The organism is Sphingobium sp. MP9-4, from assembly GCF_005281675.1.
Taxonomy (GTDB): domain Bacteria; phylum Pseudomonadota; class Alphaproteobacteria; order Sphingomonadales; family Sphingomonadaceae; genus Sphingobium; species Sphingobium yanoikuyae.
Genome location: NZ_LUFI01000025.1, coordinates 74,255 through 96,713 on the forward strand (window position 1 = coordinate 74,255; position 22,459 = coordinate 96,713).

General features: G+C 63.0%; 25 protein-coding genes and 4 pseudogenes. 22 read left to right on the forward strand and 7 right to left on the reverse strand.

Annotation, left to right across the window (positions count from 1 at the left end):
- The first annotated feature begins 24 nt into the window (after positions 1 to 24).
- The 19 genes from A0U87_RS07160 (at position 25) to A0U87_RS07250 (ending at position 15,523) form a co-directional block, all read left to right on the forward strand.
- The gene (locus tag A0U87_RS07160) at positions 25 to 336 is read left to right on the forward strand and encodes a hypothetical protein (protein WP_240700524.1); all 312 of its coding nucleotides are present in this window, start codon (positions 25 to 27) and stop codon (positions 334 to 336) included.
- A 136-nt stretch (positions 337 to 472) separates the two neighbouring features.
- Positions 473 to 934, forward strand: a complete 462-nt coding sequence (locus tag A0U87_RS07165; RefSeq protein ID WP_137405368.1) for a hypothetical protein — start codon at positions 473 to 475, stop codon at positions 932 to 934.
- Between the two features lie 15 nt (positions 935 to 949).
- Entirely contained in the window at positions 950 to 2,032 is a 1,083-nt protein-coding gene (locus A0U87_RS07170; protein WP_137405369.1) for a hypothetical protein, read from the forward strand.
- A 23-nt stretch (positions 2,033 to 2,055) separates the two neighbouring features.
- Positions 2,056 to 2,469: a hypothetical protein gene (locus A0U87_RS07175; protein ID WP_137405370.1), complete on the forward strand. Its 414-nt coding sequence runs from the start codon at positions 2,056 to 2,058 to the stop codon at positions 2,467 to 2,469.
- 313 nt (positions 2,470 to 2,782) lie between these two features.
- A complete protein-coding gene (locus A0U87_RS26680; RefSeq protein ID WP_240700525.1) occupies positions 2,783 to 3,022 on the forward strand; it encodes an ATP-binding protein in 240 nt (79 codons plus the stop codon).
- A gap of 42 nt (positions 3,023 to 3,064) precedes the next feature.
- Positions 3,065 to 4,450 (forward strand): ATP-binding protein, encoded by a 1,386-nt coding sequence (locus A0U87_RS07180; protein WP_240700526.1) that lies wholly within the window; start codon positions 3,065 to 3,067, stop codon positions 4,448 to 4,450.
- A gap of 64 nt (positions 4,451 to 4,514) precedes the next feature.
- Complete coding sequence (locus A0U87_RS07185; protein ID WP_137405371.1) at positions 4,515 to 5,084, forward strand: hypothetical protein; 570 nt, start codon at positions 4,515 to 4,517, stop codon at positions 5,082 to 5,084.
- Entirely contained in the window at positions 5,081 to 5,923 is an 843-nt protein-coding gene (locus A0U87_RS07190; protein ID WP_137405372.1) for a hypothetical protein, read from the forward strand. The genes A0U87_RS07185 and A0U87_RS07190 overlap by 4 nt, the downstream gene beginning before the upstream one ends.
- 61 nt (positions 5,924 to 5,984) lie before the next feature.
- The gene (locus tag A0U87_RS07195) at positions 5,985 to 7,187 is read left to right on the forward strand and encodes a type IV secretory system conjugative DNA transfer family protein (RefSeq protein WP_137405392.1); all 1,203 of its coding nucleotides are present in this window, start codon (positions 5,985 to 5,987) and stop codon (positions 7,185 to 7,187) included.
- Positions 7,188 to 7,199: 12 nt separating this feature from the next.
- Positions 7,200 to 8,498: a hypothetical protein gene (locus A0U87_RS07200; protein ID WP_137405373.1), complete on the forward strand. Its 1,299-nt coding sequence runs from the start codon at positions 7,200 to 7,202 to the stop codon at positions 8,496 to 8,498.
- Between the two features lie 24 nt (positions 8,499 to 8,522).
- Complete coding sequence (locus A0U87_RS07205) at positions 8,523 to 8,825, forward strand: hypothetical protein (protein WP_137405374.1); 303 nt, start codon at positions 8,523 to 8,525, stop codon at positions 8,823 to 8,825.
- Positions 8,826 to 8,861: 36 nt separating this feature from the next.
- The gene (locus tag A0U87_RS07210; protein WP_137405375.1) at positions 8,862 to 9,077 is read left to right on the forward strand and encodes a hypothetical protein; all 216 of its coding nucleotides are present in this window, start codon (positions 8,862 to 8,864) and stop codon (positions 9,075 to 9,077) included.
- Between the two features lie 380 nt (positions 9,078 to 9,457).
- Entirely contained in the window at positions 9,458 to 10,408 is a 951-nt protein-coding gene (locus A0U87_RS07220; RefSeq protein ID WP_137405377.1) for a hypothetical protein, read from the forward strand.
- Positions 10,409 to 11,028: 620 nt separating this feature from the next.
- The gene (locus tag A0U87_RS07225; RefSeq protein ID WP_137405378.1) at positions 11,029 to 11,499 is read left to right on the forward strand and encodes a DUF736 domain-containing protein; all 471 of its coding nucleotides are present in this window, start codon (positions 11,029 to 11,031) and stop codon (positions 11,497 to 11,499) included.
- 87 nt (positions 11,500 to 11,586) lie between these two features.
- Positions 11,587 to 11,865 (forward strand): hypothetical protein, encoded by a 279-nt coding sequence (locus tag A0U87_RS07230; RefSeq protein ID WP_137405379.1) that lies wholly within the window; start codon positions 11,587 to 11,589, stop codon positions 11,863 to 11,865.
- A gap of 70 nt (positions 11,866 to 11,935) precedes the next feature.
- Positions 11,936 to 12,946, forward strand: coding sequence for a DUF2493 domain-containing protein (locus A0U87_RS07235; RefSeq protein WP_137405380.1), 1,011 nt, complete (start codon positions 11,936 to 11,938; stop codon positions 12,944 to 12,946).
- A 125-nt stretch (positions 12,947 to 13,071) separates the two neighbouring features.
- Entirely contained in the window at positions 13,072 to 13,236 is a 165-nt protein-coding gene (locus A0U87_RS26685; RefSeq protein ID WP_240700528.1) for a DUF6117 family protein, read from the forward strand.
- 511 nt (positions 13,237 to 13,747) lie between these two features.
- A complete protein-coding gene (locus tag A0U87_RS07245; protein ID WP_137405381.1) occupies positions 13,748 to 14,728 on the forward strand; it encodes an SLOG family protein in 981 nt (326 codons plus the stop codon).
- Between the two features lie 282 nt (positions 14,729 to 15,010).
- The gene (locus A0U87_RS07250) at positions 15,011 to 15,523 is read left to right on the forward strand and encodes a hypothetical protein (protein WP_137405382.1); all 513 of its coding nucleotides are present in this window, start codon (positions 15,011 to 15,013) and stop codon (positions 15,521 to 15,523) included.
- A 15-nt stretch (positions 15,524 to 15,538) separates the two neighbouring features.
- Here the strand turns inward: A0U87_RS07250 and A0U87_RS07255 are convergent, their stop codons facing one another.
- Positions 15,539 to 15,775: a hypothetical protein gene (locus tag A0U87_RS07255; protein ID WP_240700527.1), complete on the reverse strand. Its 237-nt coding sequence runs from the start codon at positions 15,773 to 15,775 to the stop codon at positions 15,539 to 15,541.
- A 185-nt stretch (positions 15,776 to 15,960) separates the two neighbouring features.
- Between A0U87_RS07255 and A0U87_RS07260 the strand changes: the two genes are divergently transcribed.
- From A0U87_RS07260 to A0U87_RS07270, 3 genes are all read left to right on the forward strand, one after another.
- The gene (locus A0U87_RS07260; protein WP_137405383.1) at positions 15,961 to 16,341 is read left to right on the forward strand and encodes a hypothetical protein; all 381 of its coding nucleotides are present in this window, start codon (positions 15,961 to 15,963) and stop codon (positions 16,339 to 16,341) included.
- A 338-nt stretch (positions 16,342 to 16,679) separates the two neighbouring features.
- Positions 16,680 to 17,237, forward strand: a complete 558-nt coding sequence (locus A0U87_RS07265; RefSeq protein WP_230588603.1) for a tyrosine-type recombinase/integrase — start codon at positions 16,680 to 16,682, stop codon at positions 17,235 to 17,237.
- Complete coding sequence (locus A0U87_RS07270) at positions 17,237 to 17,680, forward strand: hypothetical protein (protein ID WP_206366584.1); 444 nt, start codon at positions 17,237 to 17,239, stop codon at positions 17,678 to 17,680. Before A0U87_RS07265 ends, A0U87_RS07270 begins: the two co-directional genes overlap by 1 nt.
- A gap of 106 nt (positions 17,681 to 17,786) precedes the next feature.
- On the opposite strand, the gene A0U87_RS07280 is transcribed toward A0U87_RS07270, so the two are convergent.
- The 6 genes and pseudogenes from A0U87_RS07280 to A0U87_RS07295 all read right to left on the reverse strand — a co-directional run.
- On the reverse strand, positions 17,787 to 18,404 hold the full coding sequence (locus tag A0U87_RS07280; RefSeq protein ID WP_230588604.1) for a tyrosine-type recombinase/integrase: 618 nt from the start codon (positions 18,402 to 18,404) through the stop codon (positions 17,787 to 17,789).
- A 3-nt stretch (positions 18,405 to 18,407) separates the two neighbouring features.
- Positions 18,408 to 18,656, reverse strand: a complete 249-nt coding sequence (locus A0U87_RS26690; RefSeq protein ID WP_230588605.1) for a phage integrase N-terminal SAM-like domain-containing protein — start codon at positions 18,654 to 18,656, stop codon at positions 18,408 to 18,410.
- A gap of 392 nt (positions 18,657 to 19,048) precedes the next feature.
- Positions 19,049 to 20,079, reverse strand: a pseudogene (locus A0U87_RS07285) (IS110 family transposase).
- 247 nt (positions 20,080 to 20,326) lie between these two features.
- Positions 20,327 to 20,422: pseudogene (locus A0U87_RS26695) on the reverse strand (IS5/IS1182 family transposase); the annotation flags it as partial.
- Positions 20,423 to 20,736: 314 nt separating this feature from the next.
- A pseudogene (locus A0U87_RS07290) lies at positions 20,737 to 21,892 on the reverse strand (IS110 family transposase).
- A gap of 79 nt (positions 21,893 to 21,971) precedes the next feature.
- Positions 21,972 to 22,286, reverse strand: a pseudogene (locus A0U87_RS07295) (transposase); the annotation flags it as partial.
- Positions 22,287 to 22,459 lie beyond the last annotated feature (173 nt).

Here is a 22,459-nt window from a genome sequence, read left to right on the forward strand (position 1 = left end):
CTGCTATCATTGAGGAACGCAGCCATGCGCCCGACCGCGAAAATCCCATATACCGAACCACGCCAGCAAAAGCCGGTGTCCCTGATCGTCAGGCAAGCCGGATATCCCGACATCCTGGTGCAAACGCTTGAGCAAGCGTCGCGCGGCTATTGCGAACGCCGCGATAGGACCGGCCTTGGCGCCAGCGCTTTCCCGGAAGCCGAACTCATGCGCGACGGCGTCATCGTCGGCCGCATCAGCTATAACGGCCGCATCTGGCATCCCATCCCATGGCGACCGGGCGACAGGCCCATCTACGACAACGCAGCTTGCCATGGCGGCGAGGCCGAGAGCTGACATCCGCTTCAGCCCAATCCGGCCCGTTTCTGCAGAGTTTCCAGACCGCTCTCCGGACCGGGAAGCGGAGCGGAGGGGGAGGGTGTGTGTGGGAAACCGCGAGCAGCATTGCGCGCCCATGTGAAGGAAACCCTCGATGGATATGATCACCTGCAGGGCCCGCATCGGCGGGCAGGCTCCGCTTTACAGCTATCGCGTCCTTGTCCCCCTGGACCAGATCTCGCCCCTCCGTCGTCATCGTGTCGTCATCCTTCATGCCGTAACACCGGCCGGACGACAGCCCTGTACCCGGCTCGCCGACGTGCTGGCGCCCAACCGCTGGTTCGAGCGCTATCTCGCCATGCATTGCGGCCTGGCGGCGCGCCTCAATCTCGTGTCCCGCCGTGTCGAAGCCATCATCCTGCACGCCATTTTCCCTGAAATGACTGCGCGTCTCGTTCCGCCGATGCTTCAGCTCGATCATGATCCCGGGGAGGCCAGCCATCGCATATCCGGCATCGATCTCAACGCAGCCTTCGATAGCCTCGCACCGCGGATCGAAACGCTGATGGCGGCCGATCTTGGGCTTTGCATCGACAATCAACGCCGCGCAGCCTGAAGCAGGATCCAGCCCATGACCAGCTATGCCCCATTCCGTCTCGAAATCGCCGCCTGCCTTTGGGAAACGGTCCTGAACTTTCGCGACCGGCCTCCCACCGATCCCGATGCGCTCCAACGCGCCCTCGCCATCCACAGGGCATTCGACAGGCTTGGGGCTGACGCCCTGCGTCCCATTGTGCTCAGTTGGACCCCTAAGATCGAACGCGCATGGCGGGACGTCGATGACGATTGCCCCTTTGGCTACGACTGGGCCTATATAGGCCAATGGATGGTCGAGAATGTCGACTGGACCCATCCGCACCACCCGGTCCTGCACTCCGATACGACGGGACAGGATGCCGAACAGGCTTCGTCAACCGGCATTGGGGAAGCGGTATCGTCGGGACCGACGGATACGGTCAGCTGCCAGGATCACCTCGCCCTTTTGGCGCGGGCACGCTCCGCCCTCGAATATCCCGATGACCTTGCAAACCATGCACGGACCCAGTTGATCGCGGAAATCCGCGGTGCCGAGGATCTTTTCGAACAATCGCCCTTGCCCTGGCCGGTCCATCTTCATGCCGCCGCTATCGAGCACCGCTATGGCACCAATATCCATGCCGCCATCGATGAGGCCACGCTGGACGCGGAAATTGCCGCCTGGTGCCGGGAGTGGTGGAAAGAAGCCGGCGACGAACGCGATCCCGCCACGCTCGATGATGAGACCGTGATCGCCGTCTATTTCGACGGGCATCCGTCGGACGGATGCGCAAAGGACCAGCTCCAGGTCGTACCGCCACTTCTCAAGGCACCCAGCACTTCGGAAGCGGTGGAAATGGGACGCTATTGCGTCCTCTCGACGGCGCATCTCACGGTCCAGACTGCCGGCCTTCTCGATGGCTGGGCATCCTGGCCGCCAACCGAGCGGCCGATCGACATCGCTGCCTCCGTCTACGGCTGGTTCGTGCCCACGCGGTCGCTCGAAGAAGCGCGCCAGGCACAACTGCCGGCAGACCTGCTGCGCTTGATGGGCTTCGGCAGGAGCCGGGGCTTCCAGTTCCTGCTGCTCGATTGCGACGGCGACCGCTCGGATGATTTGCCGGTCCACGACTGGTGATCCCGCACTCGAAAGGAAATCTGATGATTGGAACGCTTGAGCGCGCCGTGGCTCCCAGCCGCTCGGCCAGTGCGCAGACACCGCCGACAATCCCTGCCCTACCGCTGCAACCGGGCAAGCTTTATCTTCGGCTCTACCACGGCCGGGCCACGCCCGACGAGCAGATGGAGGACTGGGGCAGCGATGGCCCCGTGATCGGACCGCTCGCCTCGATCCATGTGACCTATATGTGCCATCTGAAATTCACCGCAGCCCAGGACGTCATGGAACGCTTTTTCCCGGAGGTCATGGCGCAGTGGCAAGCCAGCGATGTCAGTAACGGTCATGGGCCGCTTTGCGACTGGCAGTTCAACGTGATCGACGATCTCATCGAATATGGCGGCAACCTATATGGGGATTGGTCGACTTTCCTCGCCGACGATCATGCTGCCCGCTAGCGCGTCCCACCCCATCATGGGCCATCGGCGCTACCCTCCAACAACGACAGCAGCATCACATGGAGGGCATCTTCCGCGCGCTCCCGCCTTGTCGCATCGCTCGAAGCCAGATCCTTTCGCATCCAGTCGGGCAATCGCCGCACAAGGTCGCGCAGTTTCACATCGTTTGATTGGCTCATCACCCTCCCTTTGCAGGACGGTCATCCCGGCGGCAACCGTCTTGCCCAACTGGCATCCGCAAACCGGGATGAAGGGGGAGGGGGCGGCGCAAGGGAGGCGGACAGACGGTCCGTCGTCGAGACCGGAGATGATCATGCCTCTTCCCGCCACCATCCAGACGGCCGTCAGCCAGGACGCGATCCGCCGCGCATCTCGCCTTTTCTCGGGGAATAGCCGCTACTGTCTCCAGGAGCTGTGCCAGAATGCACGGCGGGCCGGTGCCACGCGCATCGCGATCGATCTCACCCAGCAGGACCGCCGCTTCTCCCTTCATATTCGCGACGATGGCTGCGGTATCGACGATCCGGCTGCCCTGCTGCTGCTGGGACATTGAGGTTGGGACCATGACATCGCGCGGTCCGAAGACCCCGCCGGCATGGGCATGTTCAGCCTTGCGGGCCGCTCCGTCGAGATCCAGTCCTTTTCGCCATCGGCCGGCACGGCATGGAAAGTGCGCATACCGGCCCAGGCATGGGACAGCGGCGCACCGCTTGCCCTTGAACAGGGCACGATCGGCTGGGGCACGCTGATCTCGATCGCAATGCCCGATGACTGGCATTTCGGTTTACACAGGATTGTCGCGGATATCGCACTCCACTTTCCCTTGCCAATGACGATGAACGGGGTGTTGCAGCCGCGGGAAGATTTCCTCAAGGACGCGCTACTGGTCGAAGACGCCTGCGGCTGCCGTATCGGCGTCTATAATCTCGACCCTGACTGGCAAGATGGCCGCCGCATCAACTTTCACGGTTTGCGTGTCAAATGCCCCTTGCCCACCATTCGCGAAGTCAAGGACAGCTTCGACCACTGGGCCGTTCGGATCGATATTGTCGATGCGCCTGAAATCCATCTGGTACTTCCGGCCCGCAAGGACGTTATCGAAAGCACCGCGCTGAAGGTTCTTCGCGAATCCGCGGAACAAGCAATATATAAAATCATCGCCACGCAGCCCGATCATCGCCTCCCCTTCTCTGCCTGGAGACGGGCTCACGAACTGGGTGTCACCCTGCCTGAAGCGCGCTGCGCCCTGTTTCTCTGGCGTCCACAGACGCCCGACGACCATCATGCGCGCGTCAGCACCGGGTTCGCTTCCGAGGGCCCGATGCTGCTTGTCCCCACGCTGGAGTCCGACATCGCGCAGCCACTCGCGGTAGCCCGGCGCCAGGCGCCGCTTCAGGCGTTCCAGCTCGTCGAAGAGGAACGCCTGCTCGAAGGCTATAGCTGGTACGACCAGCTCCCGATCATCGATCAGCTTTCCTTTCAAATCCACCATGATGGGGCTGAATATCTCCATGGCGACGACCACCATCTCCCCGTCGATCTGCCTTCAGGTCTTGTCGACAGCATCACCCTCGAACTGACTGTCGCTCAGTCCGAATGCGAAAACGCACCACAAGCCAAGCATTCCATCGAAGTCCCGGCTCTTGTTTGCCCCAACAACGGTTGGGACATCGAACAGGCAACCATCCTCGTGGCACGCGACAGCGACATCAAACCGGACCGACTGGGGCATCTGATCTACGCGACGCTATTCTGTTCGATCGACGATGGCGACAATGATAGCTGGGAAACCCAGTCACGCGCCTTCGAGCGCGATGCCCGCCAGGAAGCGACCCGGATTCTTCTCGGCGAGGATGCCGCCATCCTTCAGGCCATCACGATGAACGCACGGGATCATCTGACCTGGCTGATCCCGCAGGATCGCAAGATCGTCATTCACGCCGATCGCGACGCTTTCACCGTGGATTTCATCTCGAACTGAACCGCCGGCGGGAGTGCCTGGCGCTCCCGCTACTCCTATCCGCCCCCCATGAAGGAGACTGGCCATGCGCCGCTTCCCCGTGTGCGCCTGCTCGACAGCGCATCTTCCCCCTGCCGACCGCGACACCATTGACGGCCTGATCCGAAACGCGCCCCGAAGCGGCGGCCGCCTCATCGTCGATCATCCGCTATTGTCGATCGAGCCGCACCAATATGGCTTCTGGATCCATCTTGGCCTGCTCGATGACTGGCCGGAGCGTCCCGACGACCTTTCCCCTGAGATCTGGGTTCTGCTGACCCACGCCCGCACGACCGGCGCCAACTGGATCAGCTTCGACCGCGACGAACCGCCCTGCGATCGCTTTCCGGTCTTTCCCGCGGTTACGGAAATAGCGGCAACGCAATCCGGCGACCTCGCCGAACCGGTGGCCACCGCAAGGCCTGTGGCCGGGACCACTGTGCGCTGCGCCTCTTGCGGCAGCGCGGATGTGATGCGCGACGCCTGGGCCTGCTGGGACGATCACACCCAGGATTGGGTCCTCGGCTCGGTGTTCGACGCAGCCTTTTGCGAAGCCTGCGAGAACGACACGACACTGGTCGTGGAGATCCTTGAAACCACGGAGATTGCAGCATGACCATGCCATCGGCCGCCATCGACCATCCTGTTACCCATGTCGCCCTCAGCAGCCTCGAGCGCTCGGCCTTGCAGGTCGCTCTTTTCGATCCCGCATCCATCGCGTCGATCCGCGGTGGCGCGCGGCTCAACCTGATCGACGCGGACGACAGCGGCATGCTCAAACATGTCGTCGCCCTGGCCGATTATCCCGATGCGCTCTGGCACGCGGTCGCGTCCGCCCTTGTCGAAGCGCCGACTCCCACCACTTCACCAGTCTCGCTGGCCGAACTTTATGCGTCCCGCGCCGTTCCCGATCCGCAGCTAAGTGCCTGCTTCATAGCGCTGATACCCGCCGAACTCGAAGCGGCGCTCGAGGCCGAGCATCCCGATGCGCTGGACAGACGCGATGCTTTCGGTGCGCGAATCCATTGCATGCACCAAATGCGCTGGTTCAACGATATTTTCGCCTTCCTGCCGCCCGAGGCGCTGTCGCAAACCGGCTGGCAGGCTGCCGCACGGCAAATCGACCAGCCCGAAGGGCCTCGCTGGGCACCGGAGCTTCTGCTGCGCCGCCGCTCGCTGTTCCACGATCCCAAGCTCGACCGCGCAGCCGCCCTGATCCGGGAGATTGAGGCGTCGCTCTGGATTACCTGCGAAGAACCGTTCGGGGCAGGGCAGGATTTCGACGCCTATCGCGCCGGCCTGTTCAAGCACCTGATGGCCAACCCCTGCGCGCTGGGAATCCTTCACGATGACGGCGATCGCCAGTTCGCTGTCGTGACCGATGCCCTGGAAGCGGCCGGTCATGACTGGCGCAATGCTGGACCCATCACTCTTCCGGCAGCGATCGCCGCCTGAATTCACCTCCACATTCAATGCGAACGACCGCCTTCTGACGGCCGGTCAAGGAGTATGTCCGATGAACATTCCCATCAGCAATTTCACCCGCGACGCCCGCGTCCCCCTCGGCCATTGCTCGACCGGTCCCCTCGAACTGGATCTCGGCAAGCTGATGTCGGGTCGCTGCCTGATCCAGGGATCATCGGGCGCGGGAAAGAGCCAGACGCTGCGCCGGATCATCGAGGAAGCCTTCGACTATCTCACGACCATCATCGTGGACCCGGAGGGAGAGTTCGCCAATCTCGCCGCGCATATCGGCGCCACCACCGTGGTCGCGCGCGACTATGCCAATGACGGTCTCACCGCACTTGCGCTGCGCACGCGCCAGCACCGGATCGCGTTGCACCTCGATCTCACCGATCTCGAACCCGATCACCGCATCGAGAAGGCGGCCGCCTTTTTCGCGGGGCTTCTGTCAGCCCAACGCGAACATTGGGCGCACACGGTGCTGGTATGCATCGACGAAGCGCATCTGCTGGCACCGCATATGGCAGCGTCCGCCCGTGATGCGGAAACCCGCCGCCTGGGCGTTGCCACGCTGACCGACATGTGCGCCAGGGGGCGCAAACGCGGCATCGGCACAATCATCGCTACGCAGCGCCTCGCCAAACTCGCCAGTTCGGTGGTCTCGGAACTGCATAATCATCTGATCGGCCTCAACGTCTTCGACCGCGATGTGGCGCGCGCCGCGGACCTGCTCGGGTTCGGCAGCGATCAGGCAGCGCTATTGCGCCTGCTTCCACCCGGCGAGTTCTTCGCTTTCGGTCCCGCACTGGCCGCCACGCCCGTGCTCGCGAAGATCGATCCGACGATTACGCCCCATATCGGCCGCACGCCTGACCTTGTGGCCGCTGCCGACCTTGGCCCGGACGAGAGCCGCACTTTGCTCGACCTTGATAACTTGCGCGAGGTTGCGCCGGTCAGGACCACCCATGCTGCCATGCGGGGACAGCGCGCGCTCGACGCCTTCCTGCTCGACCCTGCCGCCCCCGCCGCCGCACGCATTGTCGGTGCCCTGGGAAACATTGCACCTAATGCCACTACGTCCGACGATCTTGCGCGCCATCTTGCACTTGCCGCCAATGATGTCGACGCGGGACTGGATCTGCTCGCTGCCATCGGCGCGTCCGATACGATGCCGCGCGGGGATACGCGTATTGCGCGTCTGTCGGCCCGGTTGCGCCTGCGCGTCGTCGATACGCCCGTCGTCGGTCTGGTCTGAAGGAAGCGCATCATGACCCATAAAAGCTTCGATCTCGACGCCGATATCGTCGAACTGACCCCCTTCGTCCCCGAATCGGAAGCTGTTCCGACCGTGCCGCTTGCAGAACTGGCCTTCCGCGCGGACGCATGGCTCCCCGATGAGACGAAGCGTCTGCGCGCCGCTTTCGCCGACGATCGCACGATCGATGAGATAGCGGCCATGCTTGGCAGACCTCGGGCGGGCGTCGCCACGCGTATCCATGATCTTGGCATGCGCCGTAACTCGCGGCGGTCCTGGACCGAATGGGACGACGAGGAGATGGCACGCTGCTATGCGCACGAACCCACGGCAACGCTGGCCGCCCGGCTCGGCCGTGGTGTAAGTGCGCTCTATGCCCGCGCACGGCTGTTGGATCTGTCTGAGCCCGGATCGCCACCCTATAGCGGATGGGAAGATGCGCAACTTCGCGCCGGCTACGAGAAAGGCGTTCCCGTCGCCCAGATCGCGAGCCTGATCGGCCGCCCGTTCACTGGCATCATTGCCCGCGCATCGACATTGGGCCTGCGCCACGCCTGCCAGCCCGATGACTGGAGCGACGCGGAAATGAACCGTGCGCTCGAACTTGCGTCGACCGGCGCACGTTATGTCGCCATTGCGCAGGTTCTGACGGCCGAAGGCTTTCCGACCCGCAATGGTCGCAGCCTCGGGCAACGCCTGCGCAAACTGGGCTATGGTCGGGGCTGGGGACGTCCATGGATTGCTGAGGAAGACGATCTTCTACGCCATGCCTATACGACCGGCGCGAGCCTGACGCCGCTGCGCGAACGTCTTGGGCGCACGCCGCACTCGATCCGATGGCGGGTCGAGGCGCTGGGCTTGCGCGGCACCCATATCCATCGCGACGGCTTTCGGCAGGGGCCCGTCTGGACGGCCGAAGAAGAAGCCCGGTTGCGGGCGGACTATGGCAAGATTCCGACACGGCAGATCGCCGACCAGATTGGCCGCGGGGTGCGCGCCGTTCTCTACCATGCCAACCGGATGGGCCTTACCCACGGTTTCATGCGCGCGTTCAGCGCCGACGAGGACAGGGCGATCCGCAATGCCTGGACATATGGCGTCTCGATGGTCGATGTCGCCCAGGCGCTGGGCCGCGATCCCGCCGTCATCGGTAAACATGCCGCGCGGATCGGCTGTCGCTTCGACGACCCTGCCAGACCTGTCCGAGGCCCGAAAACCCGACGGGCAACTCGCACGCCTGTCACGCTTCAGAGCCTGCTCGCGCTCGATCCTGCGGAGGTGGTCGATGTCGACCTTCCGCTCGCTGCCTGATCCTGTTCCAGCACGGAGATCATCATGTCATCGTCTGATCATCGCGGCCCTTCCGCGTCACCATCCACAAGGCCCGAATTTACCTATTCCCGCTGGAGACATGGCGGCTGGTATGTTCACGGCGTCCGCTACCCAAATGGTGCGATCGGTTGTGTCTCCCGAAACTATCCCGACGGCAAATGGCGCATCGTTTGCGATCCGCGCCCCTTCGAGAAACGCCCCACCTTCCAGAAGCGCGAAGACGCCGCCATGGCCGAATGGCGACTGGCGCAAGCGGAAGTTCTGGAAAGCAATAGCGGCGCTCCGCGCTGCTGCTCACAACCCTGATCCTCGACACCCACCGTCAACCGGATGGAGGGCACAATGCCATCTGCCTGGAAAACCTGTTGCTGTTGCGGTCAATATGCCGGCCATTTCGAGCAGCACTGGAATCGCGATACCGGCTATGGTCTTTGCGAGGATTGCATCGACTATTGTGCTCGTGGCGAAACGGCCGAGAGTTTCGAGCGGACCTATGGCGTAGCGGGCGTCCATTATGCCCGAAGCCCGTCGCCCGGCATCCTGCGCAATGCGGACTGAACGACGAAGCCCGCACGATCCCCAAGAGATCGCGTTTTAGGCTCTCCGAGCCGATCAGGCTGATGATCTACGCGAGCACGTTACCAATCCCCATCGCCGTACCACTCGAAATACTGGTGCGCTACCGCCGATCTGTCGATCGCGGCCTGATTTTTCGCCTATTCTACTGGAGGATCCATGTCCCCGCCAGACCAAAGCAACGGCTTCTCGCCCTTGAGGAAGAAACTTTCCTCCTTCGATCATGCCCTCAGAACCGCACAGCAACTGCGAGGTCAAACAGGGGTTCCGCATTATGTCGTGCACGGCGTCGCACCCCTACAATTCTACAAGGTTACGATGCGGCCGCCGGCCTGGCCGGACCGCTGGCTGGCGATGGTCGCATGAGCGCGGGCAGTCGTGCGCCCGTCGTCGCGGCATGGGGTGCGGGCACCAATTCGACCGCGATGATCATCGAGTTGGTCCGCCGCGGCGAAATCCCGGACATGACGTTGTTGGCAGCCATGCCCGAGCAGCCACACACGAGGCGGCTTATCCCTGCCTTCCGCCAGTGGATGGACGATCATGGCGTTCCCAACGAGATCGTCGAATATCAGGCCCGGTTCTTCAAGCATTGGCCACCCTACACCTCGCTGCTCGATGCGTGCCTGACGAATGGCACATTGCCGTCGATTGCCTTCGGGCAGCACAGCTGTTCGGCCCGGCATAAAATTTCGCCGCAGGATAAGTGGGTCAAGGCATGGCCTCCCGCCCAGCACGCCTGGGCGAATGGACGCAAGGTTATCCGCCTGATCGGCTACGACTGCTCCGCCCGGGACAACCAGCGTTATGCTCATCGCGAAGGGCATGTTTCAGATCTTTTTGAGTACAGGTACCCCCTTCGGGAATGGGGTCTCACGCGCGAGGATTGTGAACACATCATCGCAGATGCTGGCTTGCCAAGCTTTTGTAAAAGTTCATGTTTCTTCTGCACGGCAATGCAGATTTCGGAGGTCCGCGCACTGCCTCGCGAGGAATTGCGGCTCATCGTCCTGCTTGAAGCGCGCGCCGCGCCGAGGCTTCGAACCGTTGAAGGTCTATGGCGCAAATCGACGAAAAAGCGTCCCGGTTCGATGACCGCGTTCATCCGTGCCGAAGCGTTACTCGATCCCGGCGAGATCGACGAGATCATCGCCAACGCGCCTCTCGATCTTCTCGACTTCCAGCGTGCAGCCGCTGCTGTTCCGATCGAGCAACGATCCCATATCAGCACATGGATCGACCGTTTCAATGCGGGTCGAGCCTGTGCTCCCCCACCCGCCAATGATCCGGATGACCTTCCCCGGACGGCTTGATCCCTGGCTCCAGCCCGGCATGGGACATATCTGGTGCCAGCGGCCTTGGCACCCATCAAGGACGTTGGCTGAAACGATCAGTGCAGTCAACACAAAGGCGTCGTCCGCCGCTTCGTAGTCAATCGCGATCCATGCGCTTTGCTGTGCGTGCCATAAGCTATCCCCGATAGGGACGAAGTGTTCGGCGATCCCGCCGTGCGGCCCGCCACCATCCCCTGCTGGTTCCCGCTACCGGAAACGCACCGGCCGGTGCCGCCCTGCATGGACCCGTTCGGTCTGCCTGCAGGAGCCGCCTGATCATGCCGCCCCCGCCGCTACCGCTACTCCCGCCGGCGTAGCGCCAGCGCGGCTACCGCCGCGCCTCCGGCCTCGCTCCCCAACCCCTCTTCGGCCCCGCATCTTCCACCCCGGCTCCGCGCCATGCCGCGGTGGTCGCGCAGAGTTGTGGGCGGGCCGGCGTTGCGCGTGGGGCAGGCGGGGAGGCGTCGCGCGGGAGGCAGGCGGAGCGCTGTCCCATGGGCGGGCGGCGCGCGGAGAGAGGGCGGGACAGAGAGGAGAGAAGGACCGGGGAGGGTGTCGCCGGAGAATGGTCTTCGAGCGAGATTCGAAAGGTCAAGACGATGAATATCGGTGAAATCTTCAATGTGAACAACCGCCTGACGGGCTCGATCGCCACCCGCACGATCGACCTGCCCCGCATCGGGCTGCGCAAGGTGATGAGCGAGAACGAGAAGGCTCCGGTCTACGAGATCCTCGCCCTGAACGTCGCACGCCGCTGGGTCCAGATCGGCGCGCTGTGGGAAGCCGTCTCGAAGCGCACCGGCGAAACCTTCCTCGCCGGGAATATCGACGATCCCAGCCTGCCCGAACCGATGCCGATCGCGCTCTTCCCGGCCGATCACGGAGGCTACATGGTCGCGTGGCGGCGCGACACCATGCGTTCCGACTTCGGCGGTGGCATGGGCGTCAGCCGCACCAACTATGACGATCGTGGTCCGCGCGATCAGGATGGCTTCGGCGGCAGCACCGCCGGTGCCAACGGCGAACTGACCGGCGCGGGTGCGCCGTTCGGCGAGGAGGACCCGTTCTGATCGCCGGTTGATCGGAACAGGTTCCGGGCCGGGGAGGCGTCAGGCTTCCCCGGCCCTTTTCTTTTCTCTTGTCTGAGGAGGCAGCCCATGCCGCTCCCTTCGTTGCACGACCTCGCCCCCTTCGCCGATCTCTCCGCGCTCTGCGCCGCGATCATGGCCAGTCCCGCCATCCGGGATATGCTTTCCCCGCCATTTCCTGCGGCCCATGTTCCGGAAATCCCGGCCGGGATCACCTGCGGCGAGATCATCGCAGCCATTTACGACCTGCTCGAGGGCACGCCCTTTGCCCCGCATGCCGCTGAAATCGTCGGGGCCGTCCTGACGCGCTCCGCCGCCTTCGCCGGCATCCGGGCGAGCATGCACTGATCCGACACCATGGGGGCGGGACGCCATCGCGTCTCGCCCCTTTTCTTTTCCATCATGCAGGAGAAGTCCCATGACCCAAGACCGTTCGCGCAGCATAAGCCGCTTCGCAGACCTGCCGGCATTGTTCGCCGAGATGACGGCAACGCCGGAATTCCAGCGCGCCTTTGGCGATCCTATCCCGCTTTCGATCATCCAGCCGGGCGACGAACCGGGCGAGCATGACATGCCCGATCCGTTGCACGCGCAGGCGGATTGCGCGGGGATCATCGCCACGATCTTCGACCTGCTGACCGATACAAGGCTCGATGCGCTCGCGCCCGAAATCGCGTGGGGCACCGTCAACAGCTTCCATTTCGTCGCTGGCAAGCTGGAAAAGCAGGAGGACGCACTGGTCGACGAGCTGCGCGACATGATGCGGCGGAACGATATCTCCGAAGTGTTCAACACCGAACTGGAGGAGAAGCAGCTCCTGTGCCAGTCACTGTCCGAACAGCGCGAGGCGGTCGAGTGCATGCGCGACTATGCCGCCGAAACCTTCCGCGTGCTCTCGGGCCGTCCCTGGTCGCCCGCGCGCGGCTCGCGTGTCTCGAAGGCCGCCACCGCCACACAGGTGTCGATACAGGACTTCCTGCGCGCCCGGGAACTGGCCGACCGCGAGCGCTACCGCCCGCGTGGTCCGATCGTTGTCGCCTCGGGTCATGCCGAATGGCATGACTGGCAACTGCTCTGGGACCGGCTCGATTCCATCCTCGCGCGCATCCCGCACATGACGCTGGTGACGACCGCGCAGCGCAAGGGGTTCGATGCGATCGTGGCTTCATGGGCGGGGAATCGCGAGGTCCAGCTCGTGACCTACTCGTTGACAGGCTCGGGACGCGGTGCGCCCTTCGCGCGCAACCGCAAGCTGGTCGATCTCAAACCCGTCGAAGCCTTGCTGGGGGAGGGGTCAGGCATTCAGGCCAATCTTTATCAGGCCCTGCGCAAGGCAGGTGTCCCTATCCATGCCTTCCGCAAGGCAGATCAGGCTCCGGCCGAGAAGGTCGCTCCGCCGGAGCGGGGTCGGCTGCGTCGGGTGGCGTAACGTCGGCGAACTTCCTTCATCCTGTCGGGGACGGCGCTTCGCGCTGTCCCCGTTTTTTATGGGAGCGCATGATGGCGATACCCGATCATCACCGAGCCAATTTTCAAACTTTGCTGGATGCCGCCATGGATGGCAATCTCGCTTTGATGGAATGCGTCGATGCGGTTTCCGGCGAACCCCGCTTTGTGGTCTGCGCCGTCGGCCGGAGCAGGGAGGAATATCTGTTCATGCCGTTCGGGCACTTGCATGACGGCGATCCCTTCGCCGCCTATGTTCCGCCAGCGCCCTGAGCAGGACGCGCCCCCGATCAGGCGGAACGACGTGCGGGCATCGCGAGCAGGCTCGCAATGCCCTCCTATTCCCATGATCGTCATGGAGGCGTCGGTTGGCGTCAAGGACGGCGGGGCCCCACCATTTTGCTCCGCAAAATCGTTGCCCCCACTGCCGCTTCGCGACCGCATCTGCGGTCCTTGACCCCGGCCCTCACCGTCCATGGACATTGAGGGCAGCGCTCGGAGGCACCCATTTGCGAATCAGGGGCATCGAGCCCCAGATTCGCAAAGCCTCTTCTCTCTCTAAAGAATTCCTATGGTGGCACGGGACCGCGTCGGCCTCAAGGACTACGGGGCCCCACCATTTTTTCGGGCGGGTCGGGCGTCGCGCCTGGCCTGCAATGTAGGTGGCCGCCCAAAAAATCGTGACCCCCATCGCCGGCTGCGCCGGTCGCTTCGCGATCCTTGACCCCGCCGCTCGGAGCCCGTGCCCAAGGGGGAACCTCTTTCGTTTCAGCAGGAGGTTCCAATGACGAATATCAACCGCAGCATCCGCCCGTTCTCCGACATCGCCGAATTCATCGCGCAGGAGACAGCCGCCACCACCGACGATTTCCACGCCGCCTTCGCCTCCAATCTCGAGGGGATCCGCATCGGGCGAGGTGAAGAGGAGATGGCGACCGACATGCCCGATCCGCGGGAAGCGCAGCTTGCCGTGGAACTCATTGTCACGACACTCTTCGACGTGCTTCGGGACACCCGGTTGCAGCCAGCCGCGGAGCGCCTCGCATGGGGCATCGTCAACAGTTTCCATCACGTCGCCGACCAGTGGGCGGGCCAAGCCGACAAGGCGACGCGCGATGTTCAGGACCTGCTGCGGTGCGCCGACGGCAGCGAAATCCACGGCGTCGAACTTGAGCAGGCCCGCGATAACCTCGAATTCCTCGATGAAGCCACCGACGCCCTGCGGTGCATGCGCGACTACGCCGCCGACGTCTTCCACACCGAAACCGGCCGCCCGTGGTCCGCTCCGAAGGGGTCGCTGATATCGAGCAAGCGCACCGCCTCGGTGATCGCCGCCACCGATTTCCTCGCCGCCCGCCGCCTCCGCAAGAACGAAGCGCACTACCCGGAAGGGTCCGTCGTGATCTTCTCCGGCGGCGCGGACTGCTGGTTCGACGAGCGCCTCATCTGGGGGAAACTCGACGAAACGAAAGCGCGAAATCCGATGATGCTGCTGGCGACCACCGCACAGGATAAGGGGTGCGACGCGATGGCCGCAGCGTGGGCCGCCTCGCGTAAGGTGAAGCTCATCACGTTCCGCCTCAGCGCGAAGCTGGGGAAGAGGGCGGGGTTCGTCCGGAACGAGCAGATGGTCGGACTGCGGCCCGTCGAGGCGCTGGTCTGCGAAGGGTCGGGACTACAGTCTCACCTCGCGCGCCTCGTTAAGGAGAAGCGTATCCCAGCGCGGTTCGTCAGGCTCAGCGATCAGGAATGGGAGGCGCAGTGAGGTTCCGCCTGAGGATCGGTCCGGTTCGCCGGGCCGGTCCTCATTTCGTTTATCCAGCGTCACATTCGCCCCCGCTCAGGGACCCGCAGGCGGGTCCGTCGCGGGCGCGATGCGGAACCGCCGGGGCGGTCCCGGCCGTCTGCGCGCGGCTCCGCCGTGCTCGCCGCAGGGACACCCTTCGGGTGCGGTCTGGGCGGGGTTGGCTGAGGTGGCGAGGCCCGCGTCCTGCCATTAGAGGAGAGGAGGGCAGAGAGGAGTGGCTCATTCGAGGAGATTAAAGCCATGTCCGAGCATACCCCATCACACCTCTCCGGTTCGGCCGTCTTCATTTCCGGATCGCTGTCCATTACCGCGCTTCCCGAACCTGTCATCGAACGCATCGGCGGCATCATCGAGCGCGCTCTTCCCATCCTGATCGGGGACGCGCGCGGCATGGATCGGTTGATCCAGCGCCATCTTGCCGACCGGGATATCGCTGCCGTCACGGTCTACTGCTCCGGCGAGGGACCACGTAACAATCTGAGCGATTGGCCTGTCCGGAACATTCCTTCTTCCGGGCGAAAGGGCACCGCCGCCTACCATGTCCCGAAGGATGCGGCGATGGCGCGCGATGCCTTCAGCGGTCTCGTGATCTGGGACGGTCGAAGCCGGGGGAGCCTTGCGAATATCCACCGGTTGGCGGCGCAGCGGCGCTTCATCATGATCTGGTTCGGGCCCGAAGCGCGGTTCATCACCCTGAGATCGGATTTCGACAGGGACAGCTTTCTCGAGGCGTATCCCTGCCGGAACCTGTGATGACCAGTGGCGTGATCAGATCGCCGCTGGCAGTCCTTTAACCGCCGTCAGCGCCGCACTGCCACCGACCCGGATCGCCTGTGTGAGAAGCTCGCGGAACTCCTTTTCCGTGAGTTTCTCCACCGGCATCTCCGCGATCATTGCGGCATATTTGCCGCGCAGGGCACGGCGCGCGGTTTCCAGTTCATCATTCATCTTGCGCTGACGCGCTTCCAGATCGGCGAGCCGATCCCTTTCCGTCATCTTTGGCATGTCCATCGTCCTTCCCCGATGGCCTGCCCGTCACGGTGCATTCTGCCATAGCCACTCGTGGAGGCAAGGGCCGAACGCCGCTTATACCGGCACCGGGCGGCTCAGATACGCAGCTCCATGCCTCCCGAGATTTCACCTTCCCATCATTCCTCCCCTGCGCAGGCAAGGGGAACGAGGAGGCTGTCATGTCGATCACCGACCCCCAGCTCGATCGCTTTGTTGGACCCAATGACCCCGATTACCGGGCAGCGCAGATCAGAGGTTTCGCGCTCATTGCCCAGATCGAGGAACAGGTCAGACGGGCGGACCACTATGCCGGTGGATACACTGGCTACACTGGCTACACCGACCCGGTGACCCACGACCTTGTCATCACCGGCGAATGCGACGCTGAATATGATGAGGCGACGACCAAGGCCCATAACCTCGGCTGGATCGCCGCGACCTCGAACGCCTATCTGATCCTCAAGGCACAGGGGAGGACCGACGAGACCGCGCAGATCGTCTACAACGCCCACTACAATATCTTCCACAGCGATCCGGAGCCTCCATGCCCCGGTGAATGATAGCGAATGACTTCCGGGGTCGGGCTCGTGCCCGGCCCCTTTTTTGCTTGCAGGGAGTCCCCACCAATGGCCTTCGTCCCTCGTGCCGCTGCAGCGGTGAACAACAATCCTCTGAAGCAAGGTTGCCCCGCGCCTTCCGGCACGAGGCTGCGCAGCGCGAGCGCGCTGCGTAAGGCTGAACGCACGGCGCGAGGCCGTTTGTAATGGACCCTACGCACGGGTGCAGCGGGCGTATTAGCCTGTAGAAACAAGGTCATATTGCCGTAAGACCCGTATGACCCGGTTCCAGGGGAGCGTCGTACGCGGACCACGACGCCGACGAGGTCGGCCCTATCCCGTTGAGTTACCTTGAAATAATTTGTGGTACGCGTCAGACGCGGTTTCAGGATCTGTTCGACCGCCACCTTCATGAAAAGGGCTGGACTCGCTGGTGCATCGGACTGCGGGCCGGCGACGTGGCGCAGCTCCGCCTCACCGATATCGAGTGGCAGGCGGGTTCGCTGCGGATTACGGGCAAGTCGCGCCATGAAGTTCGCTTGCCGCTGCCCCAGGACGTCGGGGATGCGGTCGCGGCCTATCTCGAATGCCGACCGTCTTTCTGCCGAAGTGATCGCGTGTTCCTGAGCACGATCGCGCCCAGTCGCCCGTTCCTAAACGGTGACGCCGTCTCTTCGGTGGTCAGGCGCATCATGAAGCGGGCTGGCCTCGTGACACCGTTCAAGGGTGCGCACGTCCTGCGGCACACCGCGGCGACCGAGATGCTGCGCCACGGGGTGCCGCTCGACAAGATCGGTCTGGTCCTCCGGCATAGTGGCATCGACACTACGGCCCACTACGCCAAAGCCGATGTCACTCTTCTGAAGCAGGTGGCGCAGCCATGGCCGGAGGCGCTCTGATGTTGAAGACCATCGAGACCTATCTCGCACTGCGTCGTGCCACGGGCTTTGCGATGTCGAATGCCGAGTATTTGCTCAAAAGCTTCGCCGGCTTCGCGACTGAGCGCGGACAGGCGTATGTTCAAACGCAAACAGCCATCGATTGGGCCGCACTGGGACCGTCGATTGCGCAACGCGACGCGCGACTGAAAGCCGTCTGCCGCTTCGCACGCCATATCCGCGTCGAAGACGTGCGGCACGAGTTGCCCCCGCGCAATCACTTCGGTGCCCAAAAAAGGCGCCGGCCACCGCACATTTACTCGGGCACGGAGATCGCTCGCCTGATCGAAGCCGCTAGCAAGCTTCGACCTCAAGGAGGCCTGCGCCCGCTGACTTATGCGACCTTGATAGCCCTACTCGCGGTCACGGGGTTGCGCATCGGCACAGCTCGACCGCCGACATGACGCGGCGTTCGACGCGACCGAGATGGCCGTCATGGGCCAGGCGAAAAGCAGCACCGTGGCGGCGGAAAATATCCGCCACCTCCAGATCGGACCGCACGGGGTCGGCTCAGGCGGGCGGCACCACCTCGATGGTCAAACGATCGAGTGGGCTCTGCGTGCTTGCGATCGTCGTCGTCGCCACATGCGTGTAGCGCGCCGTCGTCGACAGGCTGTTGTGCCCGAGCAAGACCTGGATGATCCGGATGTCGACGCCGCTCTCGAGCAGATGGGTAGCGAAGCTGTGCCGCAGCGTGTGCACGCTGACCTTCTTGGTCAATCCCGCCGCCTTGGTCGCGGACCGGCAGGCCGAATGGAGCACGGAAACGTTGATCGGCTTGTCGCCGCGACCCGGAAACAGCCAGTCGCTCGGCCGCGCCAGGCGCCAGTAGGTCCGCAAGATACCGAGCAGTTGTGGAGAGAGCATGACCGTCCGGTCCTTGCCGCCCTTGCCGTGACGGACCTGGATAACCATGCGCGCGCTGTCGATATCAGCAACCTTCAGGTTCACCGCTTCCGAAACGCGCAAACCCGCGGCATAGGCCGTGGTCAGCGCCGTGCGTGCCTTCAGGGACGGCACCGCCTCAAGCAGGCGCACGATCTCGTCGGCGCTCAAGATCACCGGCAGCTTGCGGGGCGTGCGCGCATAGGCGATCCGCTCGGGAATCTCCGCCCGGTTCAGCGTCACGCCTTAGAAGAAGCGCAGCGCGCAGACAGTCTGGTTCAGCGCCGGCCAGGAAATGCCCTGCGACACCAGATACACTTGAAACGCGCGGACATCCTCCAGCCCCAGGCGGTCCGGCGAAGGGCCGAAATAACGGCTGAACTTCGTCACGGCATGGAGGTAGGATCGCTGCGTGGCTGGCGACAGGTTGCGAAGCATCATGTCGTCGATCATGCGACGGCGCAGCGGGCTCACCGCTGCCAAGGTGTCGGTCATGGATGGTCTCCTGATCAGGGGTTGGTCTTCAGCAACCAAACCTTCCCATCAGGAGGCCATTCCAGCCAGCGAACAACCCAGTGCCGCGTCAGCGGGTCGTCTAATCGCCCCTCGGTCAAGTCCAACGAATTGATCGTTCATAAAGATGCGCCGCGTGTGCCGGGTACAGGGTCGTCTACGCGGTCGATACAAATTTGATCGCCGCAGGATGGGTTCCGTAGCCGAGATCTTCCTATGTTCGTGACGCAATCTGCTCGCAAGGGGCAGTTGCTTCCCGCTTCGCGGAATGATCCCAACCGCGTCCCGGCAGGGACGGCTCGGCACGCCCCGAACGGGCGCTAACTGATGAAACGATAGATGATGCTGGTTCCGGCGCTTTTTCCTCCTATTGGTCAGGCCGGGGCAGTGGCTCCGGCATTTGGATCAAACAGCTCACCCGTCTTCAGCATCGAGTGCATGATTACCGCCAGTTTGCGCGCAAGGGCGACAGCGGCCCGCTTGAATCCCAAACGCTCTTTCAGCGCGAGTGCCCATGTTCGCAACGCGCTGGTCTCCGACGACCTGTTCAAATCACCGAGGCCGCGTCGTACAACAACGTGCGTAGCTTAGCGTCACCACGACGCGAGATGTGACCTTCATAGTCAACCTCGCCTGACTGATATCGCTTCGGGGTCAGCCCGACCCAGGCGCCCACCGCGCGCGAGTTCTTGAAGTTGATCGAATCCTCCACTGCTGCTGCAAAGGCCGTGGCGGTGACCGTACCCACGCCAGGTACCGAGGCGAGTAGGCGGCAGCGTTGATCCGTGCCGGCCATAACAACCAGCTGCTTGGTCAACTCCGCCACGCGAAGCCGAATATCGCCCCAGGCCTTAAGCAGTGGTAGGATGATGCGCGCCAAATTGTCTTCGTCTTCCAGAAGCGTAACTACGTTGCGCTCAAAGACGCTGCCTGCGCCTTTGGGTATTACGAGACCGAACGTCTTCATCAGCCCGCGTATCTGGTTCGACATCTGCACCCGCATCTTCATAAGTTGGCGTCGTGCTGCAATCAGCGTCCTCATTAACATGCTGTCGAAGCCTTTGACGCGGATCTCCCGAAAGAAACCTACCTCGGCCAAATGCGCCAGACCGTCAGCGTCGTTCGCGTCTGTCTTGTTCGCGGCCATGTCGAGAGCCGCCTTGGCATGGCGCGCGTCTATGCAGATCGCTGGCAAACCCTCCGCAGTCAGCGCATGAAAAAACCAAACCGAAAGAGGCCCTGTCTCGAACACCACGCGCTTTGCATTCGGCGCGCGTTTGCGGATCACTTCTGCGAGCAGCTTCGGATCCGACGGACACTTGCCACGCCAAACGCGCTTGCCATCCTGACGAATCGAAATCGAAGTGTCTTTCAGGGAAACATCGAGTCCTATATGCTGGTCCACGGTTGTCCTCCATCTGATGCTGGGCCCGGTCCAAAATCGTGAGCCCGTTCTTCATCTAGCGGGGGGCAACCAACCTTCCAGTAATCTCGAGCCCCTTGCCCATGGCCGGCGCTCCCGCGATTACGTCATGTTCGTTCGTTCAATCAATCATAACCGACTCATCCGATTCAACAATTTTCGACAACTACTTGATAAGTGATTCAAAAACTTATGGGTAATCGCAAGCCTCCCCGGATGCGTACGCTTCGCCCCCGGTCAGCGCCACCGCTATGGGCAGGCCCAACGCATTGATGCGGAGATGGATCTTGGTCGTAAAGCCACCTTTTGAGCGGCCAAGACCCTGACGCGGAGTCCCCCTCATATGATGAGTTGAAGGTCAAGGGGATATCTCGTCGTTTCGTATCTCCCGGTCGGCATCGGCATCCAGCTGAGCCCGTTCACGAGTACCGGCGGGTGTGCCTCGCCTGTACCACCTCATATCCGGTCGCCGCTCGGGACGGCTGCACCATAATCCCGCATTCGGGGACGCGGCTCAGGAGAACGGAACCCTTCTTTTGAGCGGCGTTGGAAGCCATGGGGGGGCTTCGGTCCGTTCGCCTGGATCCGTCAGGACCGATCAGGTCCTGAGGATTGGAGTGTATCGCGAGCAGCCCTTCGCTACGCTGCGGTCATGGCGACTCCCTCGATCACGACCCCTGCGGTCACGTAATTCCACAAGGCAACGAGCAGCTTGCGCGCCAGCGCGACGATCGCGACCTTTCGACCTCGCCCGCCGCTGTGGCTTGCCCGTTTCATGGAACCAGCGTGTGAGAGCCGCGTCCGGCTGATAGCGCAGCCATAGCCATGCCAGCTGGATCATCGTCGTGCGCAGTCGTGGATTGCCTGCTTTCGAGACGCCCTGTTCACGATCGATCGAGCCGCTTCGCCAAGGCGAGGGTGCAAGCCCTGCATAGGCCGCGACCTGGCGCCGATTGTCGAACTGTCGGAATAGTCCCTCGCTCGTGAGGATGTTGGCGGATTCCGCGCCGATACCCTTGATCCCCGTCAGCATCGCTTGAGGCGAGGTCTCATGGGCTTGGGAGCACAGGGCATCGCGTTCGGCTTCGACGGCCTTGATCTGTCCGTCCAATAGCTCGAGCCGGTCCAGTTCACGACAAAGCTGTGCCTTGAGATGGGTAGGCAATGGGCGGCCGTCGCCGGTTCGCAGTTCTTCCAGGCGCTCACGGCGGTCGCGACGAACAGGCTCATAATGCCGGATGCCGACGCCAAAGAGCAGCCCCTTGATCCGGTTGACGTGCCGTTTGCGTTCCTCGATCAGCGCCTTGCGCTCTCGGCCAATCCGGCGGCGATCCTCATCCTCGACTGCAGGCACACGGACCATCGTGCAGACGCGAGGCTCACCGCGCATCCATGCCATCAGCGTGCGGACCAGCGTCTCTCCGTCGATGCGATCGGTCTTCGCCTGGCGATGCCGGCGTGACACCGCGATCGATGCGGCATCCACGACATGGCTTGCGATCCAACCTTCCGCCTCAAGCGCGCGATGGATCCAGAAGCCATCAAGCCCCGCTTCCTGGATGACCACTACACGATAGAGCCTGCCCTCCCGGGCCCGTGTCTTCTCACGCAAGGCACCCAAGCAGGCCAGCAATGCGGGCAGGTCGCCGCCCGGCACCCAGTGACGCGACATCCGCTCGCTGCCAGGCGATAGCGAGGTCGCCAGCCAGGTCGATTTCGACAGTTCCAGCGAAACGAAAATTGCGCCAAGGTCAACCCAGATGGCGGCAGGCGGCGAGATTGATTCTGCTGACATGGCAAATCCTTTCAGAGAGGTTGGTAGCAAACCGACTCTGATCTCCCTCAGGCCGCTGTCCACTTCTCATCATGGGATCTTTTGCGCGGGCTGAACAGTGGTGCGCCCGGATTATTGTGCTGTCGATCATCTGTAGGCTGGGGTTGCCGCCCCCGCTTTCGTTGAAGGCTTCGAGCAGCAACTCCCACAAGCCTGACAGCGTCCAGCGCCAGAACTGGCGGTAAACCGATGACCATTTGCCAAAATGCTCGTGCAGGTCGCGCCGGGCCACGCCCGTCCGTGCGATCCAGAAAATCCCATCGAGGACGAGGCGGTGATCTCGCGGGCGCCGCCCGCTGCGCGCCCTGCGCTCGATCACAAACGGCTCAAGACACGTCCATTCCTCGTCGCTCATCAAACCCCGGATCAAGACAGCCTCCCACTTGGCTACCTTCGAGACGCCGGCCCATTACGGCATCTAGCTAGTGGTTTCCGCCTGACATAAGAGTCCGGTTCGGGATTCCCTTTGTTGCGTTCGCATGCGAGTCTGGCGCATGCGCACAGGAATATCGTTCACCGTTTCGCCGA

Bases quoted from the DNA above. Each gene is read 5' to 3' on its own strand.
- A0U87_RS07175 (WP_137405370.1), top strand. From the start codon at position 2,056: ATGATTGGAACGCTTGAGCGCGCCGTGGCTCCCAGCCGCTCGGCCAGT.
- A0U87_RS26680 (WP_240700525.1), top strand. From the start codon at position 2,783: ATGCCTCTTCCCGCCACCATCCAGACGGCCGTCAGCCAGGACGCGATC.
- A0U87_RS26690 (WP_230588605.1), bottom strand. From the start codon at position 18,656: ATGACCGACACCTTGGCAGCGGTGAGCCCGCTGCGCCGTCGCATGATC.
- A0U87_RS07235 (WP_137405380.1), top strand. From the start codon at position 11,936: ATGACCCAAGACCGTTCGCGCAGCATAAGCCGCTTCGCAGACCTGCCG.
- A0U87_RS07245 (WP_137405381.1), top strand. From the start codon at position 13,748: ATGACGAATATCAACCGCAGCATCCGCCCGTTCTCCGACATCGCCGAA.
- A0U87_RS07210 (WP_137405375.1), top strand. From the start codon at position 8,862: ATGCCATCTGCCTGGAAAACCTGTTGCTGTTGCGGTCAATATGCCGGC.
- A0U87_RS07195 (WP_137405392.1), top strand. From the start codon at position 5,985: ATGAACATTCCCATCAGCAATTTCACCCGCGACGCCCGCGTCCCCCTC.
- A0U87_RS26685 (WP_240700528.1), top strand. From the start codon at position 13,072: ATGGATGGCAATCTCGCTTTGATGGAATGCGTCGATGCGGTTTCCGGC.
- A0U87_RS07260 (WP_137405383.1), top strand. From the start codon at position 15,961: ATGTCGATCACCGACCCCCAGCTCGATCGCTTTGTTGGACCCAATGAC.
- A0U87_RS07170 (WP_137405369.1), top strand. From the start codon at position 950: ATGACCAGCTATGCCCCATTCCGTCTCGAAATCGCCGCCTGCCTTTGG.
- A0U87_RS07160 (WP_240700524.1), top strand. From the start codon at position 25: ATGCGCCCGACCGCGAAAATCCCATATACCGAACCACGCCAGCAAAAG.
- A0U87_RS07165 (WP_137405368.1), top strand. From the start codon at position 473: ATGGATATGATCACCTGCAGGGCCCGCATCGGCGGGCAGGCTCCGCTT.
- A0U87_RS07220 (WP_137405377.1), top strand. From the start codon at position 9,458: ATGAGCGCGGGCAGTCGTGCGCCCGTCGTCGCGGCATGGGGTGCGGGC.
- A0U87_RS07180 (WP_240700526.1), top strand. From the start codon at position 3,065: ATGGGCATGTTCAGCCTTGCGGGCCGCTCCGTCGAGATCCAGTCCTTT.
- A0U87_RS07185 (WP_137405371.1), top strand. From the start codon at position 4,515: ATGCGCCGCTTCCCCGTGTGCGCCTGCTCGACAGCGCATCTTCCCCCT.
- A0U87_RS07230 (WP_137405379.1), top strand. From the start codon at position 11,587: ATGCCGCTCCCTTCGTTGCACGACCTCGCCCCCTTCGCCGATCTCTCC.
- A0U87_RS07270 (WP_206366584.1), top strand. From the start codon at position 17,237: ATGTTGAAGACCATCGAGACCTATCTCGCACTGCGTCGTGCCACGGGC.
- A0U87_RS07200 (WP_137405373.1), top strand. From the start codon at position 7,200: ATGACCCATAAAAGCTTCGATCTCGACGCCGATATCGTCGAACTGACC.
- A0U87_RS07225 (WP_137405378.1), top strand. From the start codon at position 11,029: ATGAATATCGGTGAAATCTTCAATGTGAACAACCGCCTGACGGGCTCG.
- A0U87_RS07255 (WP_240700527.1), bottom strand. From the start codon at position 15,775: ATGCCAAAGATGACGGAAAGGGATCGGCTCGCCGATCTGGAAGCGCGT.
- A0U87_RS07250 (WP_137405382.1), top strand. From the start codon at position 15,011: ATGTCCGAGCATACCCCATCACACCTCTCCGGTTCGGCCGTCTTCATT.
- A0U87_RS07205 (WP_137405374.1), top strand. From the start codon at position 8,523: ATGTCATCGTCTGATCATCGCGGCCCTTCCGCGTCACCATCCACAAGG.
- A0U87_RS07190 (WP_137405372.1), top strand. From the start codon at position 5,081: ATGACCATGCCATCGGCCGCCATCGACCATCCTGTTACCCATGTCGCC.